The following is a 25,572-nucleotide window of genomic DNA, read 5'->3' as shown; positions in this document are numbered from 1 at the left end:
TGAGGCCCCCTCTTCAATTCAATGACCGTGTTGCACTCGGTTCCTGCAACCGCCCCTGTATTTTTTCAACAGCTACAACACTCAAAAAAAGTTGGGCGAAGGGGGAAACTATGCGCGGCAGGTCGAGGCATTACTCAGGGAGTATGAAAGCCTGGCCAAGGGCAAGATCAACCTGCACCTGATCAATCCCACGCCTTTTTCCGAGGAAGAATACAAAGCCCGTCTGTTTGGGCTGGACGGCAACCCGGCGTTTTTCGGCCTGATCGGCACCCTTGCAGGTCACGGCGCACAGCGAATCGAGTCGTTCAGCAAAGACCGGGAACCGTTGCTGGAGTATGAAATCAGCCATTTGATTCACAAGGTGGCGCATCCAGAGCAGCCCGTCATCGGCGTACTCTCGGCACTGCCCATGGACGGCGAGAAAGACAAGAAAGGCCAGACCCTCACCCCGCCCTGGCAAGTGCTCCAGGCACTGCGTGGCCACTTTAACCTGGTGACCCTGGGACCGCAGGTCGAGCACATTCCCGCCCATGTCAAAACCCTGCTGCTGGTGGATCCCGGCAGGTTGCCGGATCAGGCGTTGTACGCGGTTGACCAGTTTGTATTGGGCGGTGGCAAGGTGATGATGTTTATCGACCCGCAGGCCGAAAGGGCCACCGCCCCCGCCACCCCCTCGACCCTTGACGGCCTGCTGACGGCCTGGGGCATACACATGCCGGGCCGCCAGGTACTGGCCGACGCCACCTACGCCAGCACCGCCGTGATCCACCCCGGCCAAGCCGCCGTTCGCCATCCTGCCGCGCTGACCTTGCCCCGCGCAGCCATGGCGCAGCACGACCCCGCCACACTGAAGCTGCACACCGTGACCGTGTTGAGCAGCGGCGCGCTGGCTCCCCTCAAACGTGCGCGCACCACATTTACCCCGCTGCTCCAAAGCTCGGGCCAAGCGGCGTTATTTGACGCCACGCGCTTTGCCGATGCGCACACATTCGGCGCCCTGCTCGCAGAAGTCGCTACCCGCGATCAACCGCAGGTGATCGCCGCACGCCTTGAAGGGCCGGCGTATTCCGCGTTTCCAGACGGCCTCGACGGCGCCAAGACCGGCCTGCAGAAGGCTGCCAATATCCAGGTGGTGGTGGTGGCCGACACCGACCTGCTCAGTGATCGCGTGGGTGCCGCTGCGGCAGGCAACACCACATTTGTGTTGAACACATTGGACAACCTGGCCGCACCTCATGCATTGGCAAACCTGCGCGCCCGCCCGAGCAACCCCGGGCCACCCGGGCGCCAACAGGCCTTGCGGGATGCCGCCGAGCGGGCGTACCGCGGGCAAGTCGGCGAGCTGGAACAGCGCCTGGCTCAAACAGAACAAGAATGGCAGCGCCTCAATCCACCGACCGTGGCCACGGCCACCCAGGCGGTCACCAGCCACCCGCTGTTGCAGGCGCTCAACAAAGAACGCTTGCGCCTGCCAATGGAAATTCACGCGCTGCGCCAGCAGGCCTATGGTGAGGTGCATGCCCTGGACAGGCAGGTCAAACAGCTGACTGTTTTTCCCGTGCCATTGATGCTGTGCCTGATCGCATTGGGCATTGCTCAGGTACGCCGTCGACGGCGCGGTGGGTTGCGGGCCCTGTACTGACGGCTCAGCGCCGGGTAATCAAGCCTTGCCGGGCGATGCGGGTCAGATGCCGGATCATGTCGCCCGCGTGTTCGGCGCAGGGGGCCTGGATAACCGCTAGGTCAAAGCTGTTGCTTGCAAAACGCGCGAGCGATTCGCCGTCTTCGACAAATTGAATCATGAACGCCGACGGACGCCCGGTGCGACGCGGCCAGCCATCCAGGTAACGCAGCAGCGTGGGCTGGTGCTTGCCGCCCAGCAGGATCTTTGGATTGGAATGAGTCAGGTCCGCGGTGATCGGAGCCAGGCGAATAAGGGGGCGTAGTGCATTCATCGTGTCGTGTCTCTGCCTCAAACGTCTGCGGGCAGGTGAGAGGCAACACCGAACCAGCGCTTTAGCGGTATTTCGAAACCTGGCCCATGCCGGGCAACCGGTTTCTGGCGGGACTGTGATCAGTCACCGTTGGCGCCCCGCAATTAGCTGTTTAAATCGGCGCATGGGCAGCATCCTAGAGAAGCCCGTGGGGCAGTGTCAAGAATCGCGACCCACGAAAAAGCCCGCACGCGGCGGGCTTTAGCGGTACATGCAACGGTCAGTTGACGATCGCGCGGTCCACTGACAACTTGCCAGCCCCTTCGAGCAACACCGCCAACGTACCGCCAAGCAGTGCCAGTGCAAACTCATAACCGTTGTTGGCCATGAACAAACCGTTGTGGATATGCACCGAGAAAATCGCCACCAGCGAAATGATGGTCAGCCCCAGCGCCGCCGGGCGGGCCAGCAAGCCGATGATCAACGCAAGGCCGGCGAAGAACTCCGTACCGCCCGACAACAAGGCCATCAGCGTGCCCGGCGCCAGGCCGATGCTTTCCATCCATTGCGCGGTGCCCGCCAGGCCGCCGCCGCCGAACCAGCCAAACAGTTTTTGCGAGCCGTGGGCGGCAAAGACGATGCCCACCGGAATGCGCAGCAGGGTCAGGCCAAAACCTGCACGGGTGGCGAGGATGCGGGTGATCAATGAGCTCATGGGTTAAATCCTTTTCAACATAGGGGTTGGGTTGGCCGCTATATTAATCAGTTTAAGCAATGATAAAAGCCGGTAATTTGCTTAATAACCATCGATTAAATCGATTATTTCCGTGAGGCAATCTTGGGTGAGGACGGCTCCAGGGAAGCCCGTTCCCGGTCAAACGCCAAGTAGTACTTGTTCACACTATTAACGTAGCTGACCCCGCTCATTCCCACCTGCTCCATGGCAATGCGCTCGACCTGAAAGAACCACTGGTTGGGGTTCAACCCCCGGCGCCGGGCCTCGGCGCGCATGCCCTGCACACGCTCCGGGCCCATGTTGTACGCGGCCAGTACAAACGCCATGCGCTCGCGTTCATTGAGCTTGGGGCTGGCAAAGAATTTGCGGCGGATCATCGCCAGGTAACACGCCCCGGCCTGCACATTGCTGTCCAGGTTCTCGACGTTGTTCACCCCCACGCGCTGGGCCGCCGAGGGGGTGATCTGCATCAGCCCGGTGGGGCCGCCGCTGCTGCGGGCGCCAGGGTCCAGGGCCGACTCCTTGAAGGCCAGGGCCGCCAGGTTGAGCCAGTCCATGTTTTGTTCGCGGGCATGTTTTTGCAGCACCGGGCGCAGTTTTTCCAGGCGCTGGCGGTCGGCCTTGGCCAACGGATAGCGCACTTGATACAGGCGCCGGTAAATGCGCTGGAACGCCGAGTCCTGGTCCGACGGCGTGCGGTAGGTCTTGAGGAAACGGTCGATGCTGGCCCGCAACATGGCCGCATCCTGGCGAACGAACCAATACTCTTCGCCCGGCTCGCTGATGGCCACTTGGCGATCAAAGCGCAACTTGGGCAGGATCTTCGCCCAACGCTCGGCAATCGGCCGCTCGACAATGGTCAGGTGGAAGATGCCCGCCTGGACCATCTCCAGCACGTCTTCGACCGCCAGGCTTGGGTCCACCCATTCCACCTTGACCGGCGGCTGTTTGTGCAACGCCAGCTTCTGGTTGACCTGATTGATGGCGTCTGCGGCCGCGCTGCCGGTGGTCAGCGCCACGGTGCGCCCCGATAACTGCTCCAGCCGGGTAAACCGCCGCTCGCCCTTGAGGCCCACCAGCCACAGCGGAACGTCACTGGCAATCGGGTCGCTGGTGGTGATCTTGTGCGTGGCTTTCATGTCCAGCAATTCGCCGGGGGCCACCAGGTCGCCCTCGCCGCGCGCCAACGCACCAAGCAACTGGTCCTTGGCTTTGGGGATAATCTTGAGGTTGATCGCCTCACCGTCACGGGCGTGGCCATTGAGGTATTGCTCAAAGGCGCGCAGGCGATGGTATTCGATGCCGATGGCCTGGCCCTGGACTTCACCGGAGCTGTTGCGGCTCTGGTTGACCAGGACCCGCAAGGTGCGGCTGCTGCGGATCTCGGCCAGGTCGCGCACCTGGCCAGGCTTGGTCACCTCCAGCGGGCCGTCCAGACGTGCGAGCGCCGCCATGGGCACAAGCAGGGTCAGGCACAACATGAATACCGCCGAGGGTCGGATCATCCGCTCTCCGGAAAAGAAAGAATACGGCCCGACGCTTCGCAAAAAACGAAGTGTTTAAGGGCAGAAACAGAGCGCCGTGAGCGCAGGCTTTGGCACGATAAGTGGCGCAGTTGCGGGCCAATCGCCCGTCGCGGCATCACTTGCGACTTTCAAAGACAGCTTTAACTCGTTGTAGTTCTAGGCTTTTCTTATAAATCTACTGCTCTGGTATGCTTTCCGACCGCAGGCGGAGGTAGCACCATGCAACTCATTGATATCGGCGTCAACCTGACCAACCCAAGTTTCGACGACAGGCATGTAGAGGTTCTCGACCGTGCATTTGCCGCCGGCGTGCAGCAATTGGTGCTCACCGGCACCGCCATCGAGGGCAGTGAACGGGCCCTGCACCTGTGCGAAAAACTCGATGACAGCGGCCAGCGCCTGTTCGCCACCGCCGGTATTCACCCCCACTCTGCCAGCGACTGGAACGCCGACAGCGCCCGGCGCCTGCGTGACCTGCTCAAGGAAACCCGCGTGCGGGCCGTGGGTGAATGCGGGCTGGATTTCAACCGCGACTTTTCCCCGCGCCCGCAACAAGAAAAAGTCCTTGAAGAACACCTGGCCCTCGCCGTGGAGCTGAACATGCCGGTGTTTCTGCACGAGCGCGATGCCAACCCGCGCCTGTTGGAGATCCTGCGCGATTACCGCGACCGGCTGCCCGCCGCGGTGGTGCATTGCTTTACCGGCGAGCAGCGGGCGCTGTTCAGCTACCTGGACCTGGACCTGCACATCGGGATTACCGGCTGGATTTGCGACGAACGCCGTGGGACGCACCTGCACCCACTGGTCAGGGAAATTCCCCGGGGCCGTCTGATGCTGGAAAGCGACGCGCCTTATTTGCTGCCACGCACCTTGCGGCCCAAACCGAAAAACGGCCGTAACGAACCGGCCTATTTGCCGGAAGTCCTGCGTGAGGTGGCGCTGCACCGCAACGAAACCCCACACGACCTGGCTCAACACACCACCGCCTGTGCCCGCGCCTTTTTCGGGCTGCCCGTGCCGGATTGACGCGGCACATTGACCCACATCAAGACCCCTCCTCTGCGTAGCGGCACAATAATGGCACCTTGCCAATGCTGTTTCCGCTATCAGAGAAGACCTTCCATGGGTACCTGGCTTAGCAATATCTCACTGAAGTACAAGTTCTGGGCCGTGAACGCCGTTGCGTTCATCACCACCCTGCTGCTGGTGCTGTACGCCGTGCAGCTGGAACAACAGGCGCGCAGCCAGGCGTCCCAAGCCTCGGCGCACGCCCAGGCCCGGTTGCTGAATGCCTGGCCCGCCGACCAGCCCCTACCCAAGAATGAGCAATGGCTGATCTTTGCCCAGGATCAGGTCCCACAGCTGGCCGGTCAGGATCTGACCGGGCTAAAGGGTGCAACGGGTTGGGTGGCGTTTAATCACCTGCCGTTCTGGGGTGAAAACCCGTTGATGGGTGCCCAGGTCATCCGCCGCGCCGACGGGCAGCAGGTGGCCGTGCTGGCCTACGCGCCCAGCTTGAGCCAGGTGTTCACCGCGCGTTTTGCCCACTACGCGGTGGCGGTGCTGATCCTGATGCTGGCCATGCTCGGCGCCTCGCAACTGTTGATCCGCTTTCTGCTCAGCCAACTCAACACCTTGAAGGACGTGATGCTGCACGTTGAAAAAACCGGCGACCTGTCGGCCCGCGTGCCGCTGGCGGGCCGGGACGAGGTCGGGCAGATGGCGAATGCGTTCAACGCCATGCAGGCCGGTTATCAACGCGTGGTCAACACCGTCGCCCGCACCGCCCGGCAGCTGGATGACGGCGCCGCCCGCCTGGCCAGCAGCATGAACGAGGTGCAGCACGGCATGCTGGGCCAGCAAAGCGAAACCGACCAGGCGGCCACGGCGATCAACGAAATGACCGCCACCGTGTACCACATCGCCCAGCACGCTGGCGCCACGCGCGACCTGTCCCAGACCGCCGACACCCTGGCGGGCAGCGGCCAGGCGGTGGTCACGCGGGTGCAGCGCTCGATTGCCGGGTTGTCCAGCGGCGTGCAGCAAACCGCCGAGATGATCCAGCGGCTGGCCGAAGACAGCCAGAAGATCAACAGCGTGGTGGGGGTGATCCACAGCATCGCCGAGCAGACCAACCTGCTGGCCCTCAATGCCGCCATCGAGGCGGCCCGCGCCGGGGAAATGGGCCGGGGGTTCGCGGTGGTCGCCGATGAGGTGCGCAACCTGGCCAAGCGCGTGCAAAGCTCCACCGACGAAATCACCCTGATGGTGTCCGCCCTGCAAGCCGGCACACGAGATGCGGTGGACTTCATGCAAGAAAGCTCGTTCAAGGCCGATGACTGCGTGCAACAGGCCCAGGAAGCCGGCGCCGCCCTTGCAGAAATCACCGGCGCCGTGGCGCAAATGCGCGAGAGCAACACCCAGATAGCCGTGGCCGCCGAACAGCAAAGCCAGGTGGCCGAAGAGATGAACCGGGCGGTGGTGGGCATTCGCGACGTCACCGAGAACACCGTGCAACAGACGGTGGACTCCGCCACCACCAGCAATGAACTGGCCACGCTGGCGGGCGAGTTGAACAAGGCCATCGGCCAGTTGAAGCTGTAAATCGCCGGAGTCCTTTAGGCGTGCCCGCCCTACGCGCCTATGGACCCGATAGCGAGCCTTGATTCGCCCCCGGCCGGGCGCCGCTCCTAAACTCTGTTCAAGTTGTTTAAACGGACAGAGGAGTTACCACCATGGGCAAACGTCACCCCAACCTCCCCGCGTGGCAATGGCGCCACGCCCCGCAAAACCATCAGCACCCCACCCACCTGGCGCTGCAATTGATTGCCGTACCGCTGTTCATCCTCGGCTTTTTGCTGATTGTGTCCGGGGTGTTCAGCCTGAGCGTCGCCAGTGCCGCGATTGGTGCGGTCGGTATCGTGGCAGGCCTGGCGCTGCAACGTCACGGTCACGGACTGGAGGCCCGCGCCAGCGAGCCGTTCACCACGGTGTCCTTATAAACGCTGCACGCTAGGCAAACACCACGACGGTCTGACGGCTGATGGCGATCAATTGGCCTTGCGGCCCCCACAGCTTCGCGGCGCCGTGGCCATAGCCGTCGCGGGCGTGCTCGATGTGTACTAGGTATTGGCACCAGTCCAGAGTGGTCAGCGCGGGCAACGGCTGCACGAACTCGATGGTCCAGGTGAGGGTGCTGCCCGGCGCGGGCTGGCGCAGGTGCGGCATCAATGAGGGCGGCCAAGCGTCCACCAGGGCGAGGATGTGCGACTCGGTCAACGCCTCTTCTTTTACATCACCGCGCAGGCGTACCCAGCCGCCCAGCTCGCGGGACTTTGTGCCGGTAAACGGCAGCCCGCCTACGCTCCAGCGCATCGCGGTGTTGCGCATAAATTGCGGCGTAACGCCTTTGACGTAGGGAAGTTCCTGGCAGTCGTCCCAGTGCTTGAAAACCGGCGCGGGCTCGGCCGGCACATCAATGTACGAGGCGCGTGAGGCGCCAAAACTGGCCTGCACCAACGTGGCCACTTCTCCGTTCTGCACCACCTGGCCGAGCAACTGGCTCACGGCCTTGCCTTCGCGCAGCACTTGCACTTCATAACGTGCGGGTACGTCAGCCGCGACCGGCCCCACAAAGGTAATCGCCAACGAACGCAGCGGTCGATCCGCAGGCACCCGTGTGCGCATCGCCTCGTACTGCAAGGCCACCACCAGCCCGCCAAACGTGGCGCGGCCCTGGGCCCAGTCGGCGGGGATGGTCACAGCGAGCGGATCATGGCGGGCGGCGTCGAGCAAATCACTAAAGCGCATGGCAGTCTCAAACACAAAAAACGTGTGAGGGATCTTAACCAGCCAACCCGCGCCTTACAGCGCCTGTAACCGCCAAAAGCGCGGACAGATAAGCCGCCCGCTCAGGCAAAACAGTCACGACTCAAGGCGTCCAGCACCTGGTCCGCGCGCCCTTCGGCGTGCGTCATGGTGCGATGCCACCCCGGCACACAGGGCTGCAAATCGGGCTGGTGCCCGGCCTGGGCCAACCATTGCCAGCAATCGTGCCAGTCGCCCAACGCGCTTTGCGCGGCCTTGAGACGGGACATGGATTTGGCCGCAAGCGTATCCAGTTCGGGGTAGGCCTCGGCGGCGTAGCGCACGCGCTTGATCATCAGGCGCAGGCGATGCCGGTCGTGATGGGGGTCGTGCAGCGTCTCACCGAGGGTTTTCCATTGTTTGGCCAGACGTTTTTCAATGCGTGTGCGCAGGCCTTTGAGCAGTTTCTGGCGCTGGGCGGCGCGGATGGAGCGGGGAAACGCTTCGAGCACCCGTAGCAAGTGCGCAAGCTCGCTGCTGCGCGCCACTGCGCGGTAGGTAGTGGGCTGCTGGCGCAGGCGCCGGGTGGCGGCCTCATGGTGACCGTGCGCCTGCAAGTAAGCGGCCAGCACCTCGCGGTCACGCAGCGGGGTGGTGTATTGGCCGACGGCACTGGCGGCCGCTTCCAGCGGCTCCACGCCGGGCAAGCCGCGCAAGGGTCGCAGCAAGCTGCGTAGGCGCCGCACGGTGGTGCGTAAATCGTGCAAGGCTTCGTCGTCGGTGACAGCCGCGAGACGCGCCTGGCAGCTCAGCAACCCTACTTCCAGGCCAACGACCTGAGCGACTAACTGATCGACCAACGCGGACATCCTGCTCTCCCCCTGTTAATGAGCGTGGCCTTCAGGGCCACGTACCACTTTAACGACGACGGCGCCCCGCAGGCTGACCGGGATCAACGCCCGGCGCGAGACTCACGAATGTAAAAACGCGCCTTCTCGGCTTTGCTCGAGCACCCTTCGAAGGCTTCGAATTGTTGCTGGGTTTTGGCACCGGTCAACAGTGACAAGGCCTTGGAGTAACTGACGGTGCCGGCAAATCCTTCCGCCTTGGCCAGGTCCAGTTCGTGCCAGGCGGCATCCAGTTGCGTTGCGCAGTTGTCGCGGTACGCGGTTTTACCGGCGCAACCCGCCAACGCCAACGCCATCACGGGCACACACATCCAGGCTTTCATCACATCACACCTCAAAGAAAAACAGTCGTAGCGAGTAGACGCTGCCTACAAAGAAAAGTGCCTTGCCCGGCAGCGTGAATCGCCAGAGCTTACCCGAGCATAGCCGCCCGCTCACAAAAATAAATGCATGGGCGCGGCGTGATTGAAGCGCGCCCCCCGATGGGTGCATTGTGGGCACCTGTCTTGCGAAGGATCGGCTCATGAACAAACGTGTTGCATTGGTGCTCGGCTCCGGCGGCGCCCGGGGTTACGCCCACATCGGCGTGATCGAGGAAATCGAACGGCGCGGCTACGACATCGCCTGCATCGCCGGGTGTTCCATGGGCGCGGTGGTGGGCGGGGTGTATGCCGCCGGCAAGCTGGAGCAGTACCGTAACTGGATCGAGAGCCTGGACTACCTCGACGTGCTGCGCCTGGTGGACGTGAGTTTTCGCCTGGGGGCGATACGCGGTGAAAAGGTTTTTGGACAGATCCGCAAGATCGTGGGCGAGCTCAATATCGAAGACCTGCGCATCCCCTACACCGCCGTGGCCACCGACCTCACCAACCAGCAGGAAATCTGGTTCCAGGAAGGCTGCCTGCACCAGGCCATGCGCGCCTCGGCGGCCATCCCCAGCCTGTTCACCCCGGTGATGCAAGGCAACCGCATGCTGGTGGACGGCGGCCTGCTGAACCCGCTGCCCATCGTGCCGGTGGTGTCGAGCCATTGCGACCTGATCATCGCGGTCAACCTTAACGCCACCAACCAGAAGCACTACAAATTGCCGGTGATCCCCCGCCCGCCCGCGTTCAAGAGCCGCTTTGACAACCTGGTGCGCTCGTTGGGTTCGCATTTGCCGTTTCGGCGCAAGCAGGCCGAACAGTTGTTGTTGCTCGAACGCGAAGCGCTGCACGCGCAGGCCGCCGAGATCAACCCATGGCTGGACGCCGCCGAGCCCGAGGCCCAGCAACCGGCGGCGGCCCCGCAAGAAGCCGGGGCGCCAAAGTCGGCGACCGGCTCGTTCATCATCGATAACGTAGGGCCCGCGTCGTTGCTGGACTTGATCAACCAGAGTTTCGAGGTGATGCAGACCTCGTTGGCGCAGTACAAGATCGCCGGGTATCCGCCGGACGTGTTGATCAACGTGCCGAAGCGGGTGTGCCGGTTTTTCGAGTTTTACAAGGCGCCGGAGTTGATCGCCCTGGGCCGTGAGATTGCCCGGGATACGCTGGACCGCTATGAAAGTGAAGAACACTGAAACCGCGGCCTCATTGCAGTCAACGCCCAGGCTTATGAAACCTCGGCACTCAGTAACCGATACCCCACCCCCGCCTCGGTCACGATAAACCTCGGCCGGGTGGGGTCATCCGCGAGTTTCTGCCGCAAATGCCCGACCACAATCCGCAGGTAGTGACTGTCTTCGGTATGGGTAGGGCCCCAGATGTCCTTGAGCAATTGCTGCTGGGTGATGACCCGCCCGGGGTGCCGTGCCAGTTGTGCCAGCACCGCATATTCCTTGCGCGTCAGCGCCACTTCGACGCCGTCCAGCAAGACCCGGCGGTAGGCCAGGTCGACCGTCAGCGGCCCGAAGCGCAAGGCCGCTTCTTGAGCTTCCCCCGCCGGGGCCTGGCGCAGCAGGGCGCGCACGCGGGCGAGGAACTCCTGGATGCCGAACGGTTTGGTCACATAGTCGTTGGCACCGTTGTCCAGCGCCTCGACTTTTTGCGCTTCGCTGGCGCGCACCGACAACACCAATACCGGCGCCGTCGCCCATTCACGAAACTCGCGCAGCACTTGCTGACCGTCCATGTCGGGCAGGCCGAGGTCGAGTACCAGCAAGTCAGGCTTGCTCAAGGCCGCCTGGGCCAGGCCTTCGTTGCCGGTGCCGGCCTCGATTACTTTGTAGCCCTGGGAAGCCAGGCTGATGCGCAGAAACTTGCGGATCTGCGGCTCGTCATCGATGACCAAAATCGTCGCGGTCTGGCTCATGGTGTCCAATCAAAATCAGTGAAGAAAACAGGGTAGCTCACGGTTCGCTTTCCAGGCCAGGCTGTGCTTGCAACGGCAAGAACAGCGTGATGCAGGTGCCTCGCCCTTCGATGCCGTCGGCCACACTGATGTGCCCGCCGTGCGCACCGACCATGCCCTGGCAGATGGCCAGGCCAAGCCCCGTGCCCTGCCCGCCACGGTCGCCACGGGCGGCGGTGTAGAACATGTCGAAAATTTTGGCGCGCTCGTCTTCGGGGATCCCCGGGCCCTCATCGGCGACGGCAAAAAACAGTTGTTGCTCGGCCACCCCGGCACTCAGTTGCAAACGCCCCTGAGGTGGCGAAAATCGTGCGGCGTTTTCCAACACGTTGACCAGCGCCTGTTCGATCAGGGCGGCATGCACATACAGCAGCGGCAGCTCGGGCGGTACGTCGGTGGTGACTTGCAACGGCGCGAGCACGGCGCGTAAACGGCCCAGGGAGCTGCCGACGATGTCGCCGGGCGATACCCAGTCACGCGCCAGTTTCAAGGCGCCGTGCCCCAGGCGGGTCATGTCCAAGAGGTTCTGGATGTAGCGATCCAGGCGTTCGGCCTCGTCGCGCGTGCCTTCCAGCAATTCCTGGCGGTCCTGTAGCGGGATCGCCTCGCCGAGTGCCAGCAAGCTGTCGATGCTGCCGCGCATGGCGGTCAGCGGTGTGCGCAGGTCATGGGACACCGACGCCAGCAGCGCGCTGCGCAGTTGCTCGGTTTCGCCGTGCAAGCGCGCCGCCTCCAGCTCCTGGGCCAGTTGCGCACGGGCCAGGGCCTGGGCCAGTGGCTGGCTCAAGGCGGTGAGCAAGCGGCGGCGTTGGCCGCTCAACTCAAAGCCGGGTTTGGGGCTCAAGCCCAGCAACCCTAGCGGGCCTTCTTCGCCCGACAACGGCCACCACCACCAACGCCCGAACGGCAAGGTGCCGGTGCCCATGCCGGCCGGCTGATCGTGCTGCCAGGCCCAGTCGGCGGCGGCGCGTTCGGCCTCGCTGAAGAGGATGGGGCCGCCGGTTTCGACCTTCCAGTCGCCCTGCCCGTCCCGATTGACCAGGCACAATTGCAGGTCGCTCCAGCCTTCCAGGTGATGGGCCGCGGCGCTGATCACCGCCTGGCGGTCGGTGGCGGCGGTGAGTTTGCGCGACAGGTCGAGCAACTCGGTGGTTTCTTCCTGGGTGTCGCGCAGCGCCTGCAACTGGCGGCGCTGGCGAGCGGCGAGGTTACCGGTGAGCGCCGCCATCAACAGGAAGAACAGCAGCGTGAGCACGTCTTCTTCGCGCTGGATGGCAAAGGAGAAGTTAGGCGGGATAAACAGAAAGTCGTAGCTCAAGAAGGACAGCGCCGCACAGGCCAGCGCCGGGCCAAGGCTGCTGCGCACCGCCACCAGCAGCACGGCAGCCAGAAACACCAGGGAGATGTTGGGCAGCGGCAGCACACTGGAAACGCCCCAGGCCACGGCGGCGGCCAGCACGGTGGCGACCACCGCCAGGCCGTAGTCGAACCACACCAGCCCGCGCACTTCGGGCAGGCGCGGTGGCGCGGGCAAGTCGTCGCTGTCGAGCACGTTGATTTCCAAGCCTCGCGCATTGCGCAGCAGACGGGCAGCCAGGCCGCCGCCCCACAGCGTGCGCCGCCAACGCGGCCGCGACTGGCCCACCAGTACCAGGCTGGCCCGGCGCTCGGCGGCGTGTTCGATCAGGGTCTTGGCCACCTCGCCCGCGCGCAGCAACACCACTTCACCGCCAAGACGTTCGGCCAGTTGCTGGGCGTTTTGCAGGCGCAACCGCGACTGTTCATCGCGCGCGCGGCCGTTGTCCACATGCACCAGGCTCCACGGCAAATGCCGACGCTGGGCCACGCGGCTGGCGTGGCGCACCAGGCGCTCGGCCTGGGCGTCACCGTCCACGCCCACCAACAAGCGGCCGCGCACGGTGGGCGCGGCCTGGCCGAGTTGGCGGTAGCCTTGGGTCAGGTCGTCGTCGACGTGGGCCGCGGCGGTCTGCATCGCCAGCTCACGCAGGGCCATGAGGTTGGTCTGGGTAAAGAAGGCATCGATGGCGGCACGCGCCTGCTCCGGCACGTAGACCTTGCCGTCACGCAGGCGCTCGAGCAGCTCGCGCGATGGCAGGTCGATCAACAGCAGTTCATCGGCCTCCTGCAACACCCAGTCGGGCAAGGTTTCGCGCACCTGCACGCCCGTGATGCCGCGCACCTGGTCGTTGAGGCTTTCCAGGTGCTGGACGTTGACCGTGGTGAAGACGTTGATACCGGCAGCGAGCAGTTCCTGAATGTCTTGCCAGCGCTTTTCATGACGGCTGCCGGGGGCGTTGCTGTGGGCCAGTTCGTCCACCAGCACCAGCTTGGGTTTGGCGGCGAGCAGGCCGTCCAGGTCCATTTCTTCGAGCATCACGCCACGGTATTCCGAGCGCTGCAGGGGCTGTTGCGGCAGGCCGCTGAGCAAGGCTTCGGTTTCGGCGCGGCCGTGGGTTTCTACCACCCCTGCGATCAGCCGCACGCCCTGGCGCAACTGAGTATGGGCGGCCTGCAGCATGGCGTAAGTCTTGCCCACGCCGGGGGCGGCGCCCAGGAAGACTTTGAGCCGGCCACGGCCGTCCCGGGGCAGGTCGGCTAGGAGGGCGTCGGCGCGGCCGGAGTCGCTCATGCGCGGGTTCCTTCAAACAGGTGGGTCGAACATTTCAGGCCCTCATCGCGGGCAAGGCCGCTGCCACATTCTGGAGGGCATTGGCCGCGAGGGAGGCGGTACGGCTTACAGCTTTTCCAGCGCCATGTTCAGCGCCAGCACATTGACCACGGGCGGGCCGATCAGCGGTTTCTCGGTGTATTCGCCCGCCAACTGTTGCACGGTCGCGAGCGGCAAGTTGCGCGCGGCGGCCACACGTGCCAGTTGATAGGCAATCGCTGAAGGTGGCAAGTGTGGATCAAGACCGCTGCCAGAGGTAGTCAACAGCGCCAAGGGCACCGGGCCCTGGTCAGGCACTTGCTGCTTTTTGGCGTCGTCAAACACCCGAGTGGCCAGCGCAGGGTTGCTCGGGCTCAGGTTGCTGGCGCTGCTGGAAACCGTCGCAAAGGCACCAGCGGACGGGCGCGGATGAAACCAGCCGTCGCCGGTAAAGTCCTGGGCGATCAGGCTGGAGCCGCGCACTTTGCCTTGATCATCGTGCAGGAGGCTGCCGTTGGCCTGCTCCGGGAAGGCGACTTGCGCAACGCCTGTGACCACCAGCGGGTAGGCCACGCCGGTGATCAGGGTCATCAACACTAAAAGGCTCAGGGCCGGGCGGATCATGTTGGACATTTCACATTCCTCAATTGTGTTATCGCGACCTGCCGGGGCCCACTTGCCGGCCCCGGCAGTGCTGGGGTTACACCAGGTGCAGCGCGGTCAGCAGCATGTCGATGGCCTTGATGCCCACGAACGGCACCAGGATCCCACCCACGCCGTAGATCAGCAGGTTGCGGCGCAGCAACGCCGCCGCACTCGCCGCCTGCACCCGCACACCGCGCAGCGCCAGCGGGATGAGCACCACGATGATCAGCGCGTTGAACACGATGGCCGACAGGATCGCGCTCTGCGGGCTTTGCAGGTGCATCACGTTGAGCACGCCCAGTTGCGGGTAGATCGCCGCGAACAGCGCGGGCAGGATCGCAAAGTACTTGGCCACGTCGTTGGCGATGGAAAAGGTGGTGAGCGCACCGCGGGTCACCAACAGCTCCTTGCCGATCTGCACCACGTCCAGCAGCTTGGTGGGGTCGCTGTCGAGGTCGACCATGTTGGCCGCTTCGCGGGCGGCCTGGGTGCCGTCGTTCATGGCCATGCCCACATCGGCCTGGGCCAGCGCCGGGGCGTCGTTGGCGCCGTCGCCGCACATGGCAACCAGGCGGCCGTCGTTCTGTTCATGACGAATGCGCGCGAGTTTTTTCTCGGGCGTGGCTTCGGCCAAAACGTCATCCACGCCCGCTTCGGCAGCGATGGCGGCAGCGGTCAGCGGGTTGTCGCCGGTGACCATCACGGTGCGAATGCCCAGCTTGCGCAGTTCGGCAAAACGCTCGCGAATGCCGGGCTTGACCACGTCCTTGAGGTGGATGGCGCCGAGCAATTTGCCGTCTGCGCACACCAGCAAGGGCGTGCCACCGCTCTGGGCGATTTTGTCGATCTCCCGGGACATGGCCGGTTGCAGGTCACTGCGTTTCTGGCCGATGAACGCCAGTAACGAATCCACCGCGCCTTTGCGAAACACGCGGCCTTGGTAGTCGACGCCGGACAAGCGGGTTTCGGCGCTGAACGGGACGGCGGTGAGTTCGTCGGCGGACGGCTCGGCCTGCGGGTGCAGGGCGCGCAGGTATTCGACGATGGATTTGCCTTCGGCGGTGTCATCCGCCAGCGACGCCAGCAGCGCGCCTTCAGACAGTTCCTTGCCACTCACGCCGGGCGCGGCGAGCACGGCGGTGCAACGGCGGTTGCCGAACGTGATGGTGCCGGTCTTGTCCAGCAGCAACACGTGTACGTCCCCCGCCGCTTCCACCGCACGGCCGGATTTGGCGATGACGTTGAGGCGCACCAGGCGGTCCATCCCGGCGATACCGATGGCCGAGAGCAGGCCACCAATGGTGGTGGGGATCAGTGTGACCAACAGCGCCACCAGGAACACCAGCGGCAGGCTGCCGTTGGCGAAGTGAGCGAACGGCTGCAGGGTCACGACCACCAGCAAGAAGATCAGGGTCAGGCCGATGAGCAGGATGTCCAGCGCGACTTCGTTGGGGGTTTTCTGGCGTTTGGCGCCTTCCACCAGCGCGATCATGCGGTCCAGGGTCGACTCGCCGGGGTTGGCGGTGATGCGGATCATCAGCCAGTCCGACACCAGGCGGGTGTTGCCGGTCACGGCCGAGCGGTCGCCGCCGGACTCACGGATGACCGGGGCGGACTCACCGGTGATCGCCGCTTCGTTGACCGCGGCGATGCCTTCGATGACTTCACCGTCGCCCGGGATCATTTCCCCGGCCACCACGCGAACCACGTCGCCCTTGCGCAGGCTGGTGGCGGGCACGACCTTGAAGCTGCCATCGGCCTCTTTGCGGCGTGCGCCCAGGCCTTCACTGCCGGCCTTGAGGCTGTCGGCGCGGGCTTTGCCGCGACCTTCGGCCAACGCTTCGGCGAAGTTGGCGAACAGCACGGTGAACCACAGCCACACGGCGATCTGCACGGCAACAAAGGTGGGCACCGACGTGTCCGGCACCACGCACAGCACGGTGGTGAGGATGGCGGTGAGTTCCACCACCAGCATCACGGGCGAGCGTTGTAACTGGCGGGGGTCCAATTTGACGAACGCTTGAACCAGCGCCGGGCGCCACAGGGCCGAGATCGCGGTCTTGGCAGACTCCTGGGTGTTGGCCGGAGCCGCATTTTTTGCAGGCATATTCATTTTCATATCCCTCAGAAGCCCATGCTCAGGTGTTCAGCAATCGGGCCCAGTGCCAGCGTTGGCAGGAAGGTCAGGCCGCCCACCAGCAAGATGGTCACGGTCAACAGGGTCACGAACAGCGGGCCGTGTGTGGGGAAGCTGTTCTGGCCAACGGGTGCGGTCTTTTTCATCGCCAGGCTGCCGGCCAATGCCAGTACCGGGAGGATGTAGCCGAAGCGGCCGAGCAACATCGACAGGCTCAACATCAGGTTGTGGAACGCGGTGTTGGCGCTGAAACCGCCGAACGCCGACCCGTTGTTGGCACTGGCCGAGGTGTAGGCATAGAGCAACTGGCTGAAACCATGCGGGCCGGGGTTACTGATGGCCCCTGCTGGGCCAGGCAGGCTGGCGGCGATGGCGCCGAGCACCAGGGTGCCGACCGGCATCACCAACAGGGTGACCACCAGCAGTTGCACTTCCTTGGCCTGGAGTTTCTTGCCCAGGTATTCCGGCGTACGGCCGATCATCAGGCCCGCGAGGAACACGGCGATCAGCACGTTGAGCAACATCCCGTACATGCCCGCACCCACGCCGCCGAAGATCACTTCGCCGACCATCATGTTGACCAGCGACACCATGCCGCTCAGGGGGTTGAGGCTGTCTTGCATGCCGTTGACCGACCCGTTGGACGCCGCGGTGGTGGCCACCGACCAGAGCACAGTGCCCGTGGTGCCAAAGCGTACTTCCTTGCCTTCCAGCGGCGCGGTCTGTTCCACCGCCGGGTTGTTCAACGCAGGGTTGGGCTGGTACTCGGCCCACATCGCGGTGGCGCCGCCGATCAGGAACAGGGCGAGCATGCAGCCCAGAATCGCGCGGCTCTGACGCAGGTCTTTCACGTAATGGCCAAAGGTAAACACCAGCGCCACCGGGATCAGGATGATCGAAGCCATCTCGAACAGGTTGGCCCAGGCGGTCGGGTCTTCAAAAGGGTGCGCCGAGTTGGCCCCAAAGAAGCCGCCGCCGTTGGTGCCCAGTTGCTTGATCGCAATCTGGCTGGCAGCCGGGCCCAGCGGGATCACCTGGTCGACGCCTTGCATGGTGACGGCATTGACGTAGTGCGCGAAGGTCTGCGGCACGCCTTGCCACACCAGGAACAACGCCAACACCAGGCACAACGGCAACAGGCCGTAGAGCGTGGCGCGGGTCATGTCGACCCAGAAGTTGCCCAGGGTCTTGGTGGACTTGCGACCGATACCCCGGCACAACGCGACCAGCACGGCCAGGCCGGTGGCGGCGCTGACAAAGTTCTGCACGGTGAGGCCGACCATCTGGCTGAGGTAGCTCAGGGACGCTTCACCGCTGTAGGACTGCCAGTTGGTGTTGGTCATGAAACTGATGGCGGTGTTGAAGGCCAGGGTCCATTCCTGACCCGGCAATTTCTGCGGGTTCAGCGGCAGGTACTTTTGGAACAGCAGGATCACGAACAGCAGCATGAAGCCTGCGAGATTGAACGCCAGCAGCGCCAGCGTGTACTTCTGCCAGCTTTGCTCTTGCGCTGCGTCGACACCGGAAAGCCGATAACAGGCTTTTTCCACCGGCCCCAGCACCGGGGTCAGCCAGGTGCGCTGGCCTTCCATGACCCTGTAATAGAACCGTCCCAGCCAGGGTGCCGGAACCAGCACGACGGCAAAGAAGGCGATGATCAGCCAATAGTCATAACTGTGCATGGCCCGCTCCTAGTTCCGGTCTGCGCGTAGCAGCGCAACCAGCAGATAAATGAACAGTGCCACGGCCAGTAGCAGTGACACCCCGTCCAGAACGCTCATGGAAGTTTCTCCGAATGGCGGCAAGTGCCGCGTGTGGGGCAATTGTCTGAAGGAGTGGCGTAAAGGAACGAGAGCGAGGCGGCAGGCGGGGCGTAAAGACGGCGTAAAGAGTGGGTTTATGCGGGGTTTACAGGGGGTTCTGACAGGTGCAGGTGCCCTTGTCTGGTGCGCCAGCGGGAAGATTCAAACGCCAAACTGTTCCGATGGCGACAGTTCGGCGGCTTTACGACAAGTGCGTGCCGACTGGCATGCACGCTGCAACACCCTGAGTCATTTCCAACCGTTCAGGGAGCGACACCGCATGAACACACAACTCAAACCCACGCTGGGTACGTTGCACTTATGGGGCATCGCCGTGGGGCTGGTGATTTCCGGGGAGTATTTTGGCTGGAGCTACGGCTGGGGCGTGGCGGGCACGCTGGGGTTTCTGCTGACTTCGCTGATGGTCGCGGCGATGTACACCTGTTTTATCTTCAGTTTCACCGAACTGACCACCGCCATTCCGCACGCAGGCGGGCCGTTTGCCTACAGCCGCCGGGCGTTTGGCGAAAAAGGCGGCCTGATCGCGGGCCTGGCGACCTTGATCGAATTCGTCTTCGCCCCACCCGCGATTGCCCTGGCCATTGGCGCGTATCTGAATGTGCAGTTTCCGGCGCTGGACCCCAAACACGCGGCGGTCGGGGCCTATATCGTGTTCATGGGCCTGAACATTCTGGGGGTCAAGCTGGCGGCCACCTTTGAATTGGTGGTCTGCGTGCTGGCCGTCATCGAGTTGTTGGTGTTCATGGGCGTGGTCGCCCCGGCCTTCAGCTTCAGCAACTTTGCGCTCAACGGCTGGGCAGGCTCCGACACCTTGGGTGCACCGGCCATTGCCGGGATGTTCGCGGCGATTCCGTTTGCCATCTGGTTTTTCCTGGCCATCGAAGGGGCCGCGATGGCGGCCGAAGAAGCCAAGGACCCCAAGCGCACGATCCCCAAGGCCTACATCAGTGGCATCGTGACCCTGGTCTTGCTGGCCATGGGCGTGATGTTTTTTGCCGGCGGCGTGGGCGATTGGCGCACGTTGTCGAACATCAACGACCCGTTGCCACAGGCGATGAAAGCCGTAGTAGGCGACCATTCGGGCTGGCTGCACATGCTGGTGTGGATTGGCCTGTTTGGCCTGGTGGCCAGTTTTCACGGGATTATCCTCGGCTATTCGCGTCAATTCTTTGCCCTGGCCCGGGCCGGTTACCTGCCCTCCTCGCTCGCCAAACTGTCGCGCTTCCAGACGCCTCACCGGGCAATCATTGCCGGGGGCGTGGTGGGTATTGCCGCGATCTACAGCGACGGGTTGATCAACCTGAATGGCATGACGCTGACTGCGGCAATGATCACCATGGCGGTGTTTGGCGCCATCGTCATGTACATCATGAGCATGCTCAGCTTGTTCAAGTTGCGTAGAGCCGAGCCGCTGCTGGAGCGCACCTTTCGAGCGCCGGGGTATCCGCTCGTGCCGGGCATCGCGCTGGTACTGGCGGTGGTGTGCCTGGTGGCGATGGCCTGGTTTAACGCGTTGATCGGGCTGATATTTCTGGGGCTCATGATTGTGGGAGGCATCTATTTTCAATTGACGGCACAAGACCGCGCCGACGCGCCTGAGGACGCGATGCTGACAGGACTCTGAGGCTACCCGGACGGAACGGGCCTACAATGGAACCACTGACACAGCCTGTTACTCAAAGCCGTCATCACCGCCGCAAATGTTCCGGCGGTGAATTGCCTCAAGGAGAGCGTTATGCCGTGGTATGCCTGGTTGATTCTGGTGGTCGCGATCGGATCGATCGTGGGTGGGTTGCTGATGCTGCGTGACAGCGCCAACAAAGTGGAATTGACGGATGAACAGCGCAAGCGCGTGGCCGAGCGCAATGCGCTGGCAGATGCCAAAGACGCGCAGGACCGTTGAGCCCTACAGGTGTGCGATGCGTCATGGCGGTATCCATAAGCGGCGTAACGGCCTTGGGGTGGTGCACTATTTTGTAACGAGTAGCGAACCTTCCCACGAGGGCAGGTAAGATGGGGCCTGTCCCGGAGCCCATCCCATGCGTTATTCGCACGATCATAAAGCCAACACCCACCAGCGCATCATCAAGGAAGCGTCGGTGCGCTTTCGCCGTGACGGTATCGGCGCCACGGGCCTGCAACCCTTGATGAAAGCCTTGAACCTGACCCATGGCGGGTTCTATGCCCACTTCAAGTCCAAAGACGACCTGGTGGAAAAGGCACTGCAAGCTTCGGCCGATGAGCTGGATGCCCATTGCGCGATGCTGTTTCGCGAGGAGCGCCCGGTAGATGCGTTTATCGACAGCTATTTATCAGAGTGGCACCACACCTCCCCCGGCGAAGGCTGCCCGCTGCCGACCATGTGCTCCGAGTTGGGGCTGCGGGGGCAAAACAGCCCGATCACCGACGCGGTGCTGCACGCGCGGCTCAAACAGGTTGAATCAGCCTTGCAAGGCGCCAACGTGTCGGAGCAAAGCCTGCTGATGATGTCGACCCTGGTCGGCGCGCTGGTGCTGGCACGCAGCGTCGAAAGCGCCGCATTGGCAACGAAGATCCTGGACGTGGTGCGCGGCAACTTGAAAACCCAGGCCAGCGACCAGAAAAAGGCCGGTCAATGACCGGCCTCCGGGCTTAAGGGCAGCGCCTTAATTCACTTCCAGCCGGTCGCGGTTCTTTTCCAACAGCGCCTTGCCGATGCCTTTGACTTCCAGCAGCTCGTCTATCGCCGTGAAGGGCCCATTGGTTTCGCGGTAAGTCACGATTGCCTTGGCCTTGGCGGCGCCGATGCCAAACATGTCCCGACGCAGGGTTTCGGCATCGGCGGCGTTGAGTTTGACCTTGGTGGACTGCTCGGCTTTGGTGATCTGCGCAGCGACCGGGGCTGGCGTTTCAGGCTTGGCGGAAGGCGCCGCGGTGGTGACCAGTGAAACGCTGGCGAGCAACGCGAATACAAGGGAGGAGAAACGGGCTTTATGCATTGGTGACGCTCCATGACATCGGTAAGAGAAAAGCAGCTTTTCCGAAGCTGCTTTTCAAACTTAGGTGATGGTTGAGGGGCGTCAAAAGTGGGTGAGTTACAGGGTGTGAGTTCAGGGTTCCAGACGGCGTTGCTGGTGGATCCAGTCGACGATTTCACCGTCCGGGGTGTAGCCGCTGACGGTTTCACGCAGGAGCTGGCGCACGCGGGTGTAATCGTCCTGATCCACCGCGGCAAGGAGCTCTGCCAGCTTGGCCTTGAGCACATCCCACGACAAATGGTCTTCATGCGCACTCATGATCATCGGATGTGGAGTGGCCGCTACGTTGTCGCCGATCAGTAATTCCTCGTAAAGCTTTTCGCCGGGGCGCAGGCCGGTGAATTCGATGGCGATGTCACCGTGCAGGTTCTTTTCGGAACGCACGCTCAGACCGGAAAGATGGATCATTTTTTCGGCCAACTCGACGATTCTGACCGGCTCGCCCATATCCAATACGAATACATCCCCTCCCTGCCCCATGGAACCCGCCTGAATCACCAATTGGGCCGCCTCAGGAATCGTCATGAAGTACCGCGTGATTTTCGGGTGGGTAACCGTTAACGGCCCACCGGATTTGATCTGCTTGTGAAACAGCGGAATCACCGAGCCGGACGAGCCCAGGACATTACCGAAACGCACCATGGTGAAACGGGTTTTGTTGACGCGCGAGATGTTGGACTTATCGCCAAACAACACCGGCGCCAGCTCCCGGCTGAGTGCTTGCAGGGTCAACTCTGCAAGCCGCTTGGTACTGCCCATCACATTGGTGGGGCGTACAGCCTTGTCGGTAGAGATCAGTACAAAGTTGGCCACACCGGACTGAAGGGCCGCTTGGGCAGTATTCAAGGTGCCGATGACATTGTTCAACACGCCTTCGGCAATGTTGTGCTCGACCATGGGGACATGTTTATAGGCCGCCGCATGATAAACCGTGTCGACATGCCAGGTTTTCATGACGTCCAGCAACTGTCTTTCGTTGCGAACCGAACCCAGGATGGGCAAAAGCCTGACGGACAATGCTTCGCGGGTGATGCGTTGTTCAAGTTCGGAAAGGATGCTGTAGAGGTTGAATTCGCTGTGATCAAACAACAGCAGCGTCTTGGGTTTTAAAGCCAGAATCTGGCGACATAGCTCTGAACCAATTGACCCTCCAGCCCCCGTGACCATGACGGACTGACCGATAACGCAACGCTCAAGCAACTCCGCCTCAGCGGGTACGGCATCACGACCCAGTAGATCGGCGATGTCGACTTCTTGAATATCATCGACCTTGACCCGACCACTGGCCAGGTCCATGAAGCCTGGCACGCTGCGCACATGCAGTGGAAAACGCTCAAGGTAACTCAAAATCTCTCTGCGTCGAGCTCGGTTGGCGGATGGGACGGCCAATAGAATTTCCTGAGCACCAGTGGCATCCATCAAATGTTGGATATGCTTGGACTTAAAGACCTGCAACCCAGAAATCACTCGCCCCGCGATGCTGGCATCATCATCAATAAATGCGACCGGACGCATCACCCTCCCCATACGCAATGCCGCGACTAGCTGATTTCCCGCCGCACCCGCACCGTAAATGGCGACCTTGGGTAGCCCATCATCACGATTAGCAAAAGGAACATGTTGCGATGCGGCGAACCAATCACCCAAAAAATACTGGCGCATGGCTAAACGCAAGCCACCAATCATGATCAGGCTCAACCACCAGTAGTTAAAAATAACGGACCGCGGAACAACCGTCTGGTGATTACTGTACACATACACAAATACGCCAAGGACCAACGAAGAAAGGCTGACAGCCTTGATGATCGTGATAAGTGCATCGTTTCCGAAGTAACGCATGACCGCGCGGTACATACCAAAACGAATGAATAAGGGAATGGCAACAACAGGCGCACTCAGGAACAACCAGAGGTGCTGGTGAAACGGACCGTCCATTTCTTCGATTCCCAGGCGCACCACAAACGCGAGCCACAGTGACAGCCACACCAGACCAATATCGGTGACGACCTGTATAAATCGCTTGTAACGTCGCGGAAGGCTCAACAAAAAGGCTCTGATCTTATCCATAACTCTACTCAACACCTCTCCAAGCGTCTGAAGCCAAAATAAACAACGGTCTCTGATACACCAAAACCCAGCCCGTTCGTCGGATTTATCGGTGAACTGTAGTAGACAAATGAGCGGAATCGCGACGTCAAAATGAAGTCCAACCCCACCCACCCGTTCCGTAAGCTCACGGACGAAGCCAGCCAGCGGTCACAGCCCAGCCTGTTCATGATACCTAGATTGAATCCCCCCTTGAACGTGCTGAATTAAAGCAAATGGCCACCACCAAAAGCCACCGTTGGGGAGTGATTGGCCTTGAGCTAGCACCCTGAGTACGGCATTTACAGAGCGTTCTGTGCAGCATCTAGTCAACGCGAAATCCAATGCTTGTTACAAAACAATTTAAAAATTATCAACAAAAAAATCAAACGACTTTCAATATCATCTAAAATTCACAACCTGGCGATAACATGCTCCTTTTGTTGTCGTCCGTTTAGATGAACAGTAAATATGAAAATTTCTCCTTTCAGGACTCAGGTCCAGCCGCTTGGAAAGGTTCGCCGTGCAGTAGTGTAATAATCAACAAATCAAAGCGTTTCATCCCTGACAAAAAAGATAAACGGATGTTTTCGTAGGACTTTTCCCAAATGGTAAATTTTCAAATCACGAAGCTGCATTTCTTGATGATAAAAGACATCATATCGCCACTAACGCCACACCAACAAAATAATAGGGTTTTAAGTAGCTTGTACCAGGCCGTGTGAGAGTGGCTGAAGCAGTGAAAAACCATTACTTTTCGATCCGTCCTTTTACGCGATTGGTTTAAGTCCGTAAAAACCTTTAGTAGCGGTGCAACAATGACCTTAAAGACTTTGTGCGTATTTGGTACCCGTCCCGAAGCAATCAAAATGGCGCCCCTGGCGCTGGGCCTAGCCATCGACGAGCGCTTTGAAGCCAAGGTATGCGTGACGGGCCAACACCGAGAGATGCTGGATCAGGTACTAAGTGTTTTCGGCATCGTGCCGGAATTCGATCTGAATATCATGAAATCTGGTCAAGATCTAACGGACGTGACCAGCAGCATTTTGCAAGGCATGAAGACGATCCTCGCCGAATTCAAACCCGATATTGTTCTTGTGCACGGCGATACCGCTACTACCTTTGCGACTACGCTGGCTGCTTACTACCAACAAATTCCTGTTGCCCATGTCGAGGCAGGCTTGCGTACGGGCGACCTGTATTCACCTTGGCCCGAAGAAGCCAATCGCAAGCTTACAGGGGCCTTGGCTGCCCTGCACTTCGCTCCTACAGATACGTCAAGGCAAAATTTGCTAAAAGAAGGCGTGGATCCTCAATCCATTCACGTCACGGGCAACACAGTGATCGATGCCCTACTGAATGTCGTAGACAGGATAAGAAATAACGCAACGCTGCAAAAACAGTTTTATCAGCAATTTTCATTTATGGATCTAGGAAAGCGGATCATCTTAGTCACTGGGCATCGCCGTGAAAGCTTCGGCGGCGGCGTTGAAAAAATCTGCCAGGCCTTGATCAATACCGCGAGAGATTTTCCAAATGTTGAAATCGTATACCCTGTCCATCTGAATCCCAACGTACGCGAGCCAGTCAATCGTTTACTGGCGGGTATCAAAAACGTCCATCTGATTGAGCCACTTGACTACTTGCCATTTGTGTACTTGATGGAGCGTGCGTATTTGATCCTCAGCGACTCCGGCGGCATACAGGAGGAAGCACCATCGTTGGGTAAACCTGTGCTGGTCATGCGAAACACAACGGAGCGTCCGGAAGCTGTCCAGGCGGGCACTGTAAAATTGGTAGGAACCTGTATTGAAACCATTACCAATACGCTGACGTCCCTGCTAACAGACGCTAATGCATACGAAAAAATGAGCTTCGCTCATAATCCTTATGGCGATGGCAAAGCTTGCGCACGGATCATCGAAACGCTTTCACATATAAAAAGAGGCTAACCC

Annotated in this window: 22 protein-coding genes and 1 pseudogene; 9 read left to right on the top strand and 14 right to left on the bottom strand. The window is 61.4% G+C overall.

Going from position 1 to position 25,572, the window contains the following annotated elements; genetic code table 11:
• Window positions 1-91 precede the first annotated feature (91 nt).
• Window positions 92-1,642, top strand: coding sequence for a Gldg family protein (locus ACW9H9_RS24390; protein ID WP_457345779.1), 1,551 nt, complete (start codon window positions 92-94; stop codon window positions 1,640-1,642).
• A 4-nt stretch (window positions 1,643-1,646) separates the two neighbouring features.
• Here ACW9H9_RS24390 and ACW9H9_RS24385 read toward each other — a convergent pair whose 3' ends face one another.
• From ACW9H9_RS24385 to ACW9H9_RS24375, 3 genes are all read right to left on the bottom strand, one after another.
• On the bottom strand, window positions 1,647-1,955 hold the full coding sequence (locus ACW9H9_RS24385; RefSeq protein WP_457345778.1) for a class I SAM-dependent methyltransferase: 309 nt from the start codon (window positions 1,953-1,955) through the stop codon (window positions 1,647-1,649).
• 259 nt (window positions 1,956-2,214) lie between these two features.
• Window positions 2,215-2,649, bottom strand: coding sequence for a DoxX family protein (locus ACW9H9_RS24380; protein ID WP_457345777.1), 435 nt, complete (start codon window positions 2,647-2,649; stop codon window positions 2,215-2,217).
• Window positions 2,650-2,753: 104 nt separating this feature from the next.
• Window positions 2,754-4,175: a transglycosylase SLT domain-containing protein gene (locus ACW9H9_RS24375; RefSeq protein ID WP_457345776.1), complete on the bottom strand. Its 1,422-nt coding sequence runs from the start codon at window positions 4,173-4,175 to the stop codon at window positions 2,754-2,756.
• A 240-nt stretch (window positions 4,176-4,415) separates the two neighbouring features.
• Between ACW9H9_RS24375 and ACW9H9_RS24370 the strand changes: the two genes are divergently transcribed.
• From ACW9H9_RS24370 to ACW9H9_RS24360, 3 genes and pseudogenes are all read left to right on the top strand, one after another.
• On the top strand, window positions 4,416-5,222 hold the full coding sequence (locus ACW9H9_RS24370) for a TatD family hydrolase (protein WP_457345775.1): 807 nt from the start codon (window positions 4,416-4,418) through the stop codon (window positions 5,220-5,222).
• Window positions 5,223-5,318: 96 nt separating this feature from the next.
• On the top strand, window positions 5,319-6,800 hold the full coding sequence (locus ACW9H9_RS24365; protein ID WP_457345774.1) for a methyl-accepting chemotaxis protein: 1,482 nt from the start codon (window positions 5,319-5,321) through the stop codon (window positions 6,798-6,800).
• Window positions 6,801-6,931: 131 nt separating this feature from the next.
• A pseudogene (locus ACW9H9_RS24360) lies at window positions 6,932-7,183 on the top strand (terminase); the annotation flags it as partial.
• 25 nt (window positions 7,184-7,208) lie between these two features.
• On the opposite strand, the gene ACW9H9_RS24355 reads toward ACW9H9_RS24360, so the two are convergent.
• The 3 genes from ACW9H9_RS24355 to ACW9H9_RS24345 form a co-directional block, all read right to left on the bottom strand.
• Window positions 7,209-8,006 carry an acyl-CoA thioesterase gene (locus ACW9H9_RS24355; RefSeq protein ID WP_457345773.1) on the bottom strand — a complete coding sequence of 266 codons (798 nt, stop codon included), beginning with the start codon at window positions 8,004-8,006 and terminating at the stop codon, window positions 7,209-7,211.
• A gap of 101 nt (window positions 8,007-8,107) precedes the next feature.
• Window positions 8,108-8,872, bottom strand: a complete 765-nt coding sequence (locus tag ACW9H9_RS24350) for a CHAD domain-containing protein (protein WP_457345772.1) — start codon at window positions 8,870-8,872, stop codon at window positions 8,108-8,110.
• A gap of 83 nt (window positions 8,873-8,955) precedes the next feature.
• Window positions 8,956-9,234, bottom strand: a complete 279-nt coding sequence (locus ACW9H9_RS24345) for a hypothetical protein (protein WP_457345771.1) — start codon at window positions 9,232-9,234, stop codon at window positions 8,956-8,958.
• Window positions 9,235-9,434: 200 nt separating this feature from the next.
• Here ACW9H9_RS24345 and ACW9H9_RS24340 point away from each other — a divergent pair, with 200 nt between their 5' ends.
• Window positions 9,435-10,472 carry a patatin-like phospholipase family protein gene (locus ACW9H9_RS24340; RefSeq protein ID WP_457345769.1) on the top strand — a complete coding sequence of 346 codons (1,038 nt, stop codon included), beginning with the start codon at window positions 9,435-9,437 and terminating at the stop codon, window positions 10,470-10,472.
• A gap of 32 nt (window positions 10,473-10,504) precedes the next feature.
• On the opposite strand, the gene ACW9H9_RS24335 is transcribed toward ACW9H9_RS24340, so the two are convergent.
• The 6 genes from ACW9H9_RS24335 to kdpF form a co-directional block, all read right to left on the bottom strand.
• Complete coding sequence (locus ACW9H9_RS24335) at window positions 10,505-11,203, bottom strand: response regulator (RefSeq protein WP_457345768.1); 699 nt, start codon at window positions 11,201-11,203, stop codon at window positions 10,505-10,507.
• 37 nt (window positions 11,204-11,240) lie between these two features.
• On the bottom strand, window positions 11,241-13,892 hold the full coding sequence (locus ACW9H9_RS24330) for a DUF4118 domain-containing protein (RefSeq protein ID WP_457345767.1): 2,652 nt from the start codon (window positions 13,890-13,892) through the stop codon (window positions 11,241-11,243).
• A gap of 105 nt (window positions 13,893-13,997) precedes the next feature.
• The gene (gene kdpC / locus ACW9H9_RS24325; protein WP_457345766.1) at window positions 13,998-14,543 is read right to left on the bottom strand and encodes a potassium-transporting ATPase subunit KdpC; all 546 of its coding nucleotides are present in this window, start codon (window positions 14,541-14,543) and stop codon (window positions 13,998-14,000) included.
• A 67-nt stretch (window positions 14,544-14,610) separates the two neighbouring features.
• A complete protein-coding gene (gene kdpB / locus ACW9H9_RS24320) occupies window positions 14,611-16,668 on the bottom strand; it encodes a potassium-transporting ATPase subunit KdpB (RefSeq protein WP_457345765.1) in 2,058 nt (685 codons plus the stop codon).
• A gap of 11 nt (window positions 16,669-16,679) precedes the next feature.
• Window positions 16,680-18,374 (bottom strand): potassium-transporting ATPase subunit KdpA, encoded by a 1,695-nt coding sequence (kdpA, locus tag ACW9H9_RS24315; protein WP_457345764.1) that lies wholly within the window; start codon window positions 18,372-18,374, stop codon window positions 16,680-16,682.
• 9 nt (window positions 18,375-18,383) lie between these two features.
• The gene (kdpF, locus tag ACW9H9_RS24310; protein ID WP_003218754.1) at window positions 18,384-18,473 is read right to left on the bottom strand and encodes a K(+)-transporting ATPase subunit F; all 90 of its coding nucleotides are present in this window, start codon (window positions 18,471-18,473) and stop codon (window positions 18,384-18,386) included.
• A 301-nt stretch (window positions 18,474-18,774) separates the two neighbouring features.
• Here kdpF and eat point away from each other — a divergent pair, with 301 nt between their 5' ends.
• From eat to ACW9H9_RS24295, 3 genes are all read left to right on the top strand, one after another.
• Window positions 18,775-20,139, top strand: a complete 1,365-nt coding sequence (gene eat, locus ACW9H9_RS24305) for an ethanolamine permease (RefSeq protein ID WP_457345763.1) — start codon at window positions 18,775-18,777, stop codon at window positions 20,137-20,139.
• Between the two features lie 111 nt (window positions 20,140-20,250).
• On the top strand, window positions 20,251-20,418 hold the full coding sequence (locus ACW9H9_RS24300) for a DUF2897 family protein (RefSeq protein ID WP_457345762.1): 168 nt from the start codon (window positions 20,251-20,253) through the stop codon (window positions 20,416-20,418).
• Between the two features lie 136 nt (window positions 20,419-20,554).
• Entirely contained in the window at window positions 20,555-21,133 is a 579-nt protein-coding gene (locus ACW9H9_RS24295; protein WP_457345761.1) for a TetR/AcrR family transcriptional regulator, read from the top strand.
• A 27-nt stretch (window positions 21,134-21,160) separates the two neighbouring features.
• Here ACW9H9_RS24295 and ACW9H9_RS24290 read toward each other — a convergent pair whose 3' ends face one another.
• Together ACW9H9_RS24290 and ACW9H9_RS24285 are read right to left on the bottom strand one after the other, a co-directional pair.
• Window positions 21,161-21,493 (bottom strand): ComEA family DNA-binding protein, encoded by a 333-nt coding sequence (locus ACW9H9_RS24290; RefSeq protein WP_457345759.1) that lies wholly within the window; start codon window positions 21,491-21,493, stop codon window positions 21,161-21,163.
• 111 nt (window positions 21,494-21,604) lie between these two features.
• Window positions 21,605-23,599 (bottom strand): polysaccharide biosynthesis protein, encoded by a 1,995-nt coding sequence (locus tag ACW9H9_RS24285; RefSeq protein WP_457345758.1) that lies wholly within the window; start codon window positions 23,597-23,599, stop codon window positions 21,605-21,607.
• Window positions 23,600-24,435: 836 nt separating this feature from the next.
• On the opposite strand from ACW9H9_RS24285, the gene wecB reads away from it, so the two are divergent.
• Entirely contained in the window at window positions 24,436-25,569 is a 1,134-nt protein-coding gene (gene wecB / locus ACW9H9_RS24280) for a non-hydrolyzing UDP-N-acetylglucosamine 2-epimerase (RefSeq protein ID WP_457345757.1), read from the top strand.
• Window positions 25,570-25,572 lie beyond the last annotated feature (3 nt).

The organism is Pseudomonas sp. SDO5215_S409 (assembly GCF_054071325.1).
This window is presented reverse-complemented; position numbering and strand designations above follow the sequence as displayed.

What these genes read in the sequence shown, in the direction of transcription:
- ACW9H9_RS24385 (WP_457345778.1), bottom strand. Translation starts at nt 1,955, where the DNA reads ATGAATGCACTACGCCCCCTTATTCGCCTGGCTCCGATCACCGCGGAC.
- ACW9H9_RS24380 (WP_457345777.1), bottom strand. Translation starts at nt 2,649, where the DNA reads ATGAGCTCATTGATCACCCGCATCCTCGCCACCCGTGCAGGTTTTGGC.
- ACW9H9_RS24375 (WP_457345776.1), bottom strand. Translation starts at nt 4,175, where the DNA reads ATGATCCGACCCTCGGCGGTATTCATGTTGTGCCTGACCCTGCTTGTG.
- ACW9H9_RS24370 (WP_457345775.1), top strand. Translation starts at nt 4,416, where the DNA reads ATGCAACTCATTGATATCGGCGTCAACCTGACCAACCCAAGTTTCGAC.
- ACW9H9_RS24365 (WP_457345774.1), top strand. Translation starts at nt 5,319, where the DNA reads ATGGGTACCTGGCTTAGCAATATCTCACTGAAGTACAAGTTCTGGGCC.
- ACW9H9_RS24355 (WP_457345773.1), bottom strand. Translation starts at nt 8,006, where the DNA reads ATGCGCTTTAGTGATTTGCTCGACGCCGCCCGCCATGATCCGCTCGCT.
- ACW9H9_RS24350 (WP_457345772.1), bottom strand. Translation starts at nt 8,872, where the DNA reads ATGTCCGCGTTGGTCGATCAGTTAGTCGCTCAGGTCGTTGGCCTGGAA.
- ACW9H9_RS24345 (WP_457345771.1), bottom strand. Translation starts at nt 9,234, where the DNA reads ATGAAAGCCTGGATGTGTGTGCCCGTGATGGCGTTGGCGTTGGCGGGT.
- ACW9H9_RS24340 (WP_457345769.1), top strand. Translation starts at nt 9,435, where the DNA reads ATGAACAAACGTGTTGCATTGGTGCTCGGCTCCGGCGGCGCCCGGGGT.
- ACW9H9_RS24335 (WP_457345768.1), bottom strand. Translation starts at nt 11,203, where the DNA reads ATGAGCCAGACCGCGACGATTTTGGTCATCGATGACGAGCCGCAGATC.
- ACW9H9_RS24330 (WP_457345767.1), bottom strand. Translation starts at nt 13,892, where the DNA reads ATGAGCGACTCCGGCCGCGCCGACGCCCTCCTAGCCGACCTGCCCCGG.
- kdpC (WP_457345766.1), bottom strand. Translation starts at nt 14,543, where the DNA reads ATGTCCAACATGATCCGCCCGGCCCTGAGCCTTTTAGTGTTGATGACC.
- kdpB (WP_457345765.1), bottom strand. Translation starts at nt 16,668, where the DNA reads ATGAATATGCCTGCAAAAAATGCGGCTCCGGCCAACACCCAGGAGTCT.
- kdpA (WP_457345764.1), bottom strand. Translation starts at nt 18,374, where the DNA reads ATGCACAGTTATGACTATTGGCTGATCATCGCCTTCTTTGCCGTCGTG.
- kdpF (WP_003218754.1), bottom strand. Translation starts at nt 18,473, where the DNA reads ATGAGCGTTCTGGACGGGGTGTCACTGCTACTGGCCGTGGCACTGTTC.
- eat (WP_457345763.1), top strand. Translation starts at nt 18,775, where the DNA reads ATGAACACACAACTCAAACCCACGCTGGGTACGTTGCACTTATGGGGC.
- ACW9H9_RS24300 (WP_457345762.1), top strand. Translation starts at nt 20,251, where the DNA reads ATGCCGTGGTATGCCTGGTTGATTCTGGTGGTCGCGATCGGATCGATC.
- ACW9H9_RS24295 (WP_457345761.1), top strand. Translation starts at nt 20,555, where the DNA reads ATGCGTTATTCGCACGATCATAAAGCCAACACCCACCAGCGCATCATC.
- ACW9H9_RS24290 (WP_457345759.1), bottom strand. Translation starts at nt 21,493, where the DNA reads ATGCATAAAGCCCGTTTCTCCTCCCTTGTATTCGCGTTGCTCGCCAGC.
- ACW9H9_RS24285 (WP_457345758.1), bottom strand. Translation starts at nt 23,599, where the DNA reads ATGGATAAGATCAGAGCCTTTTTGTTGAGCCTTCCGCGACGTTACAAG.
- wecB (WP_457345757.1), top strand. Translation starts at nt 24,436, where the DNA reads ATGACCTTAAAGACTTTGTGCGTATTTGGTACCCGTCCCGAAGCAATC.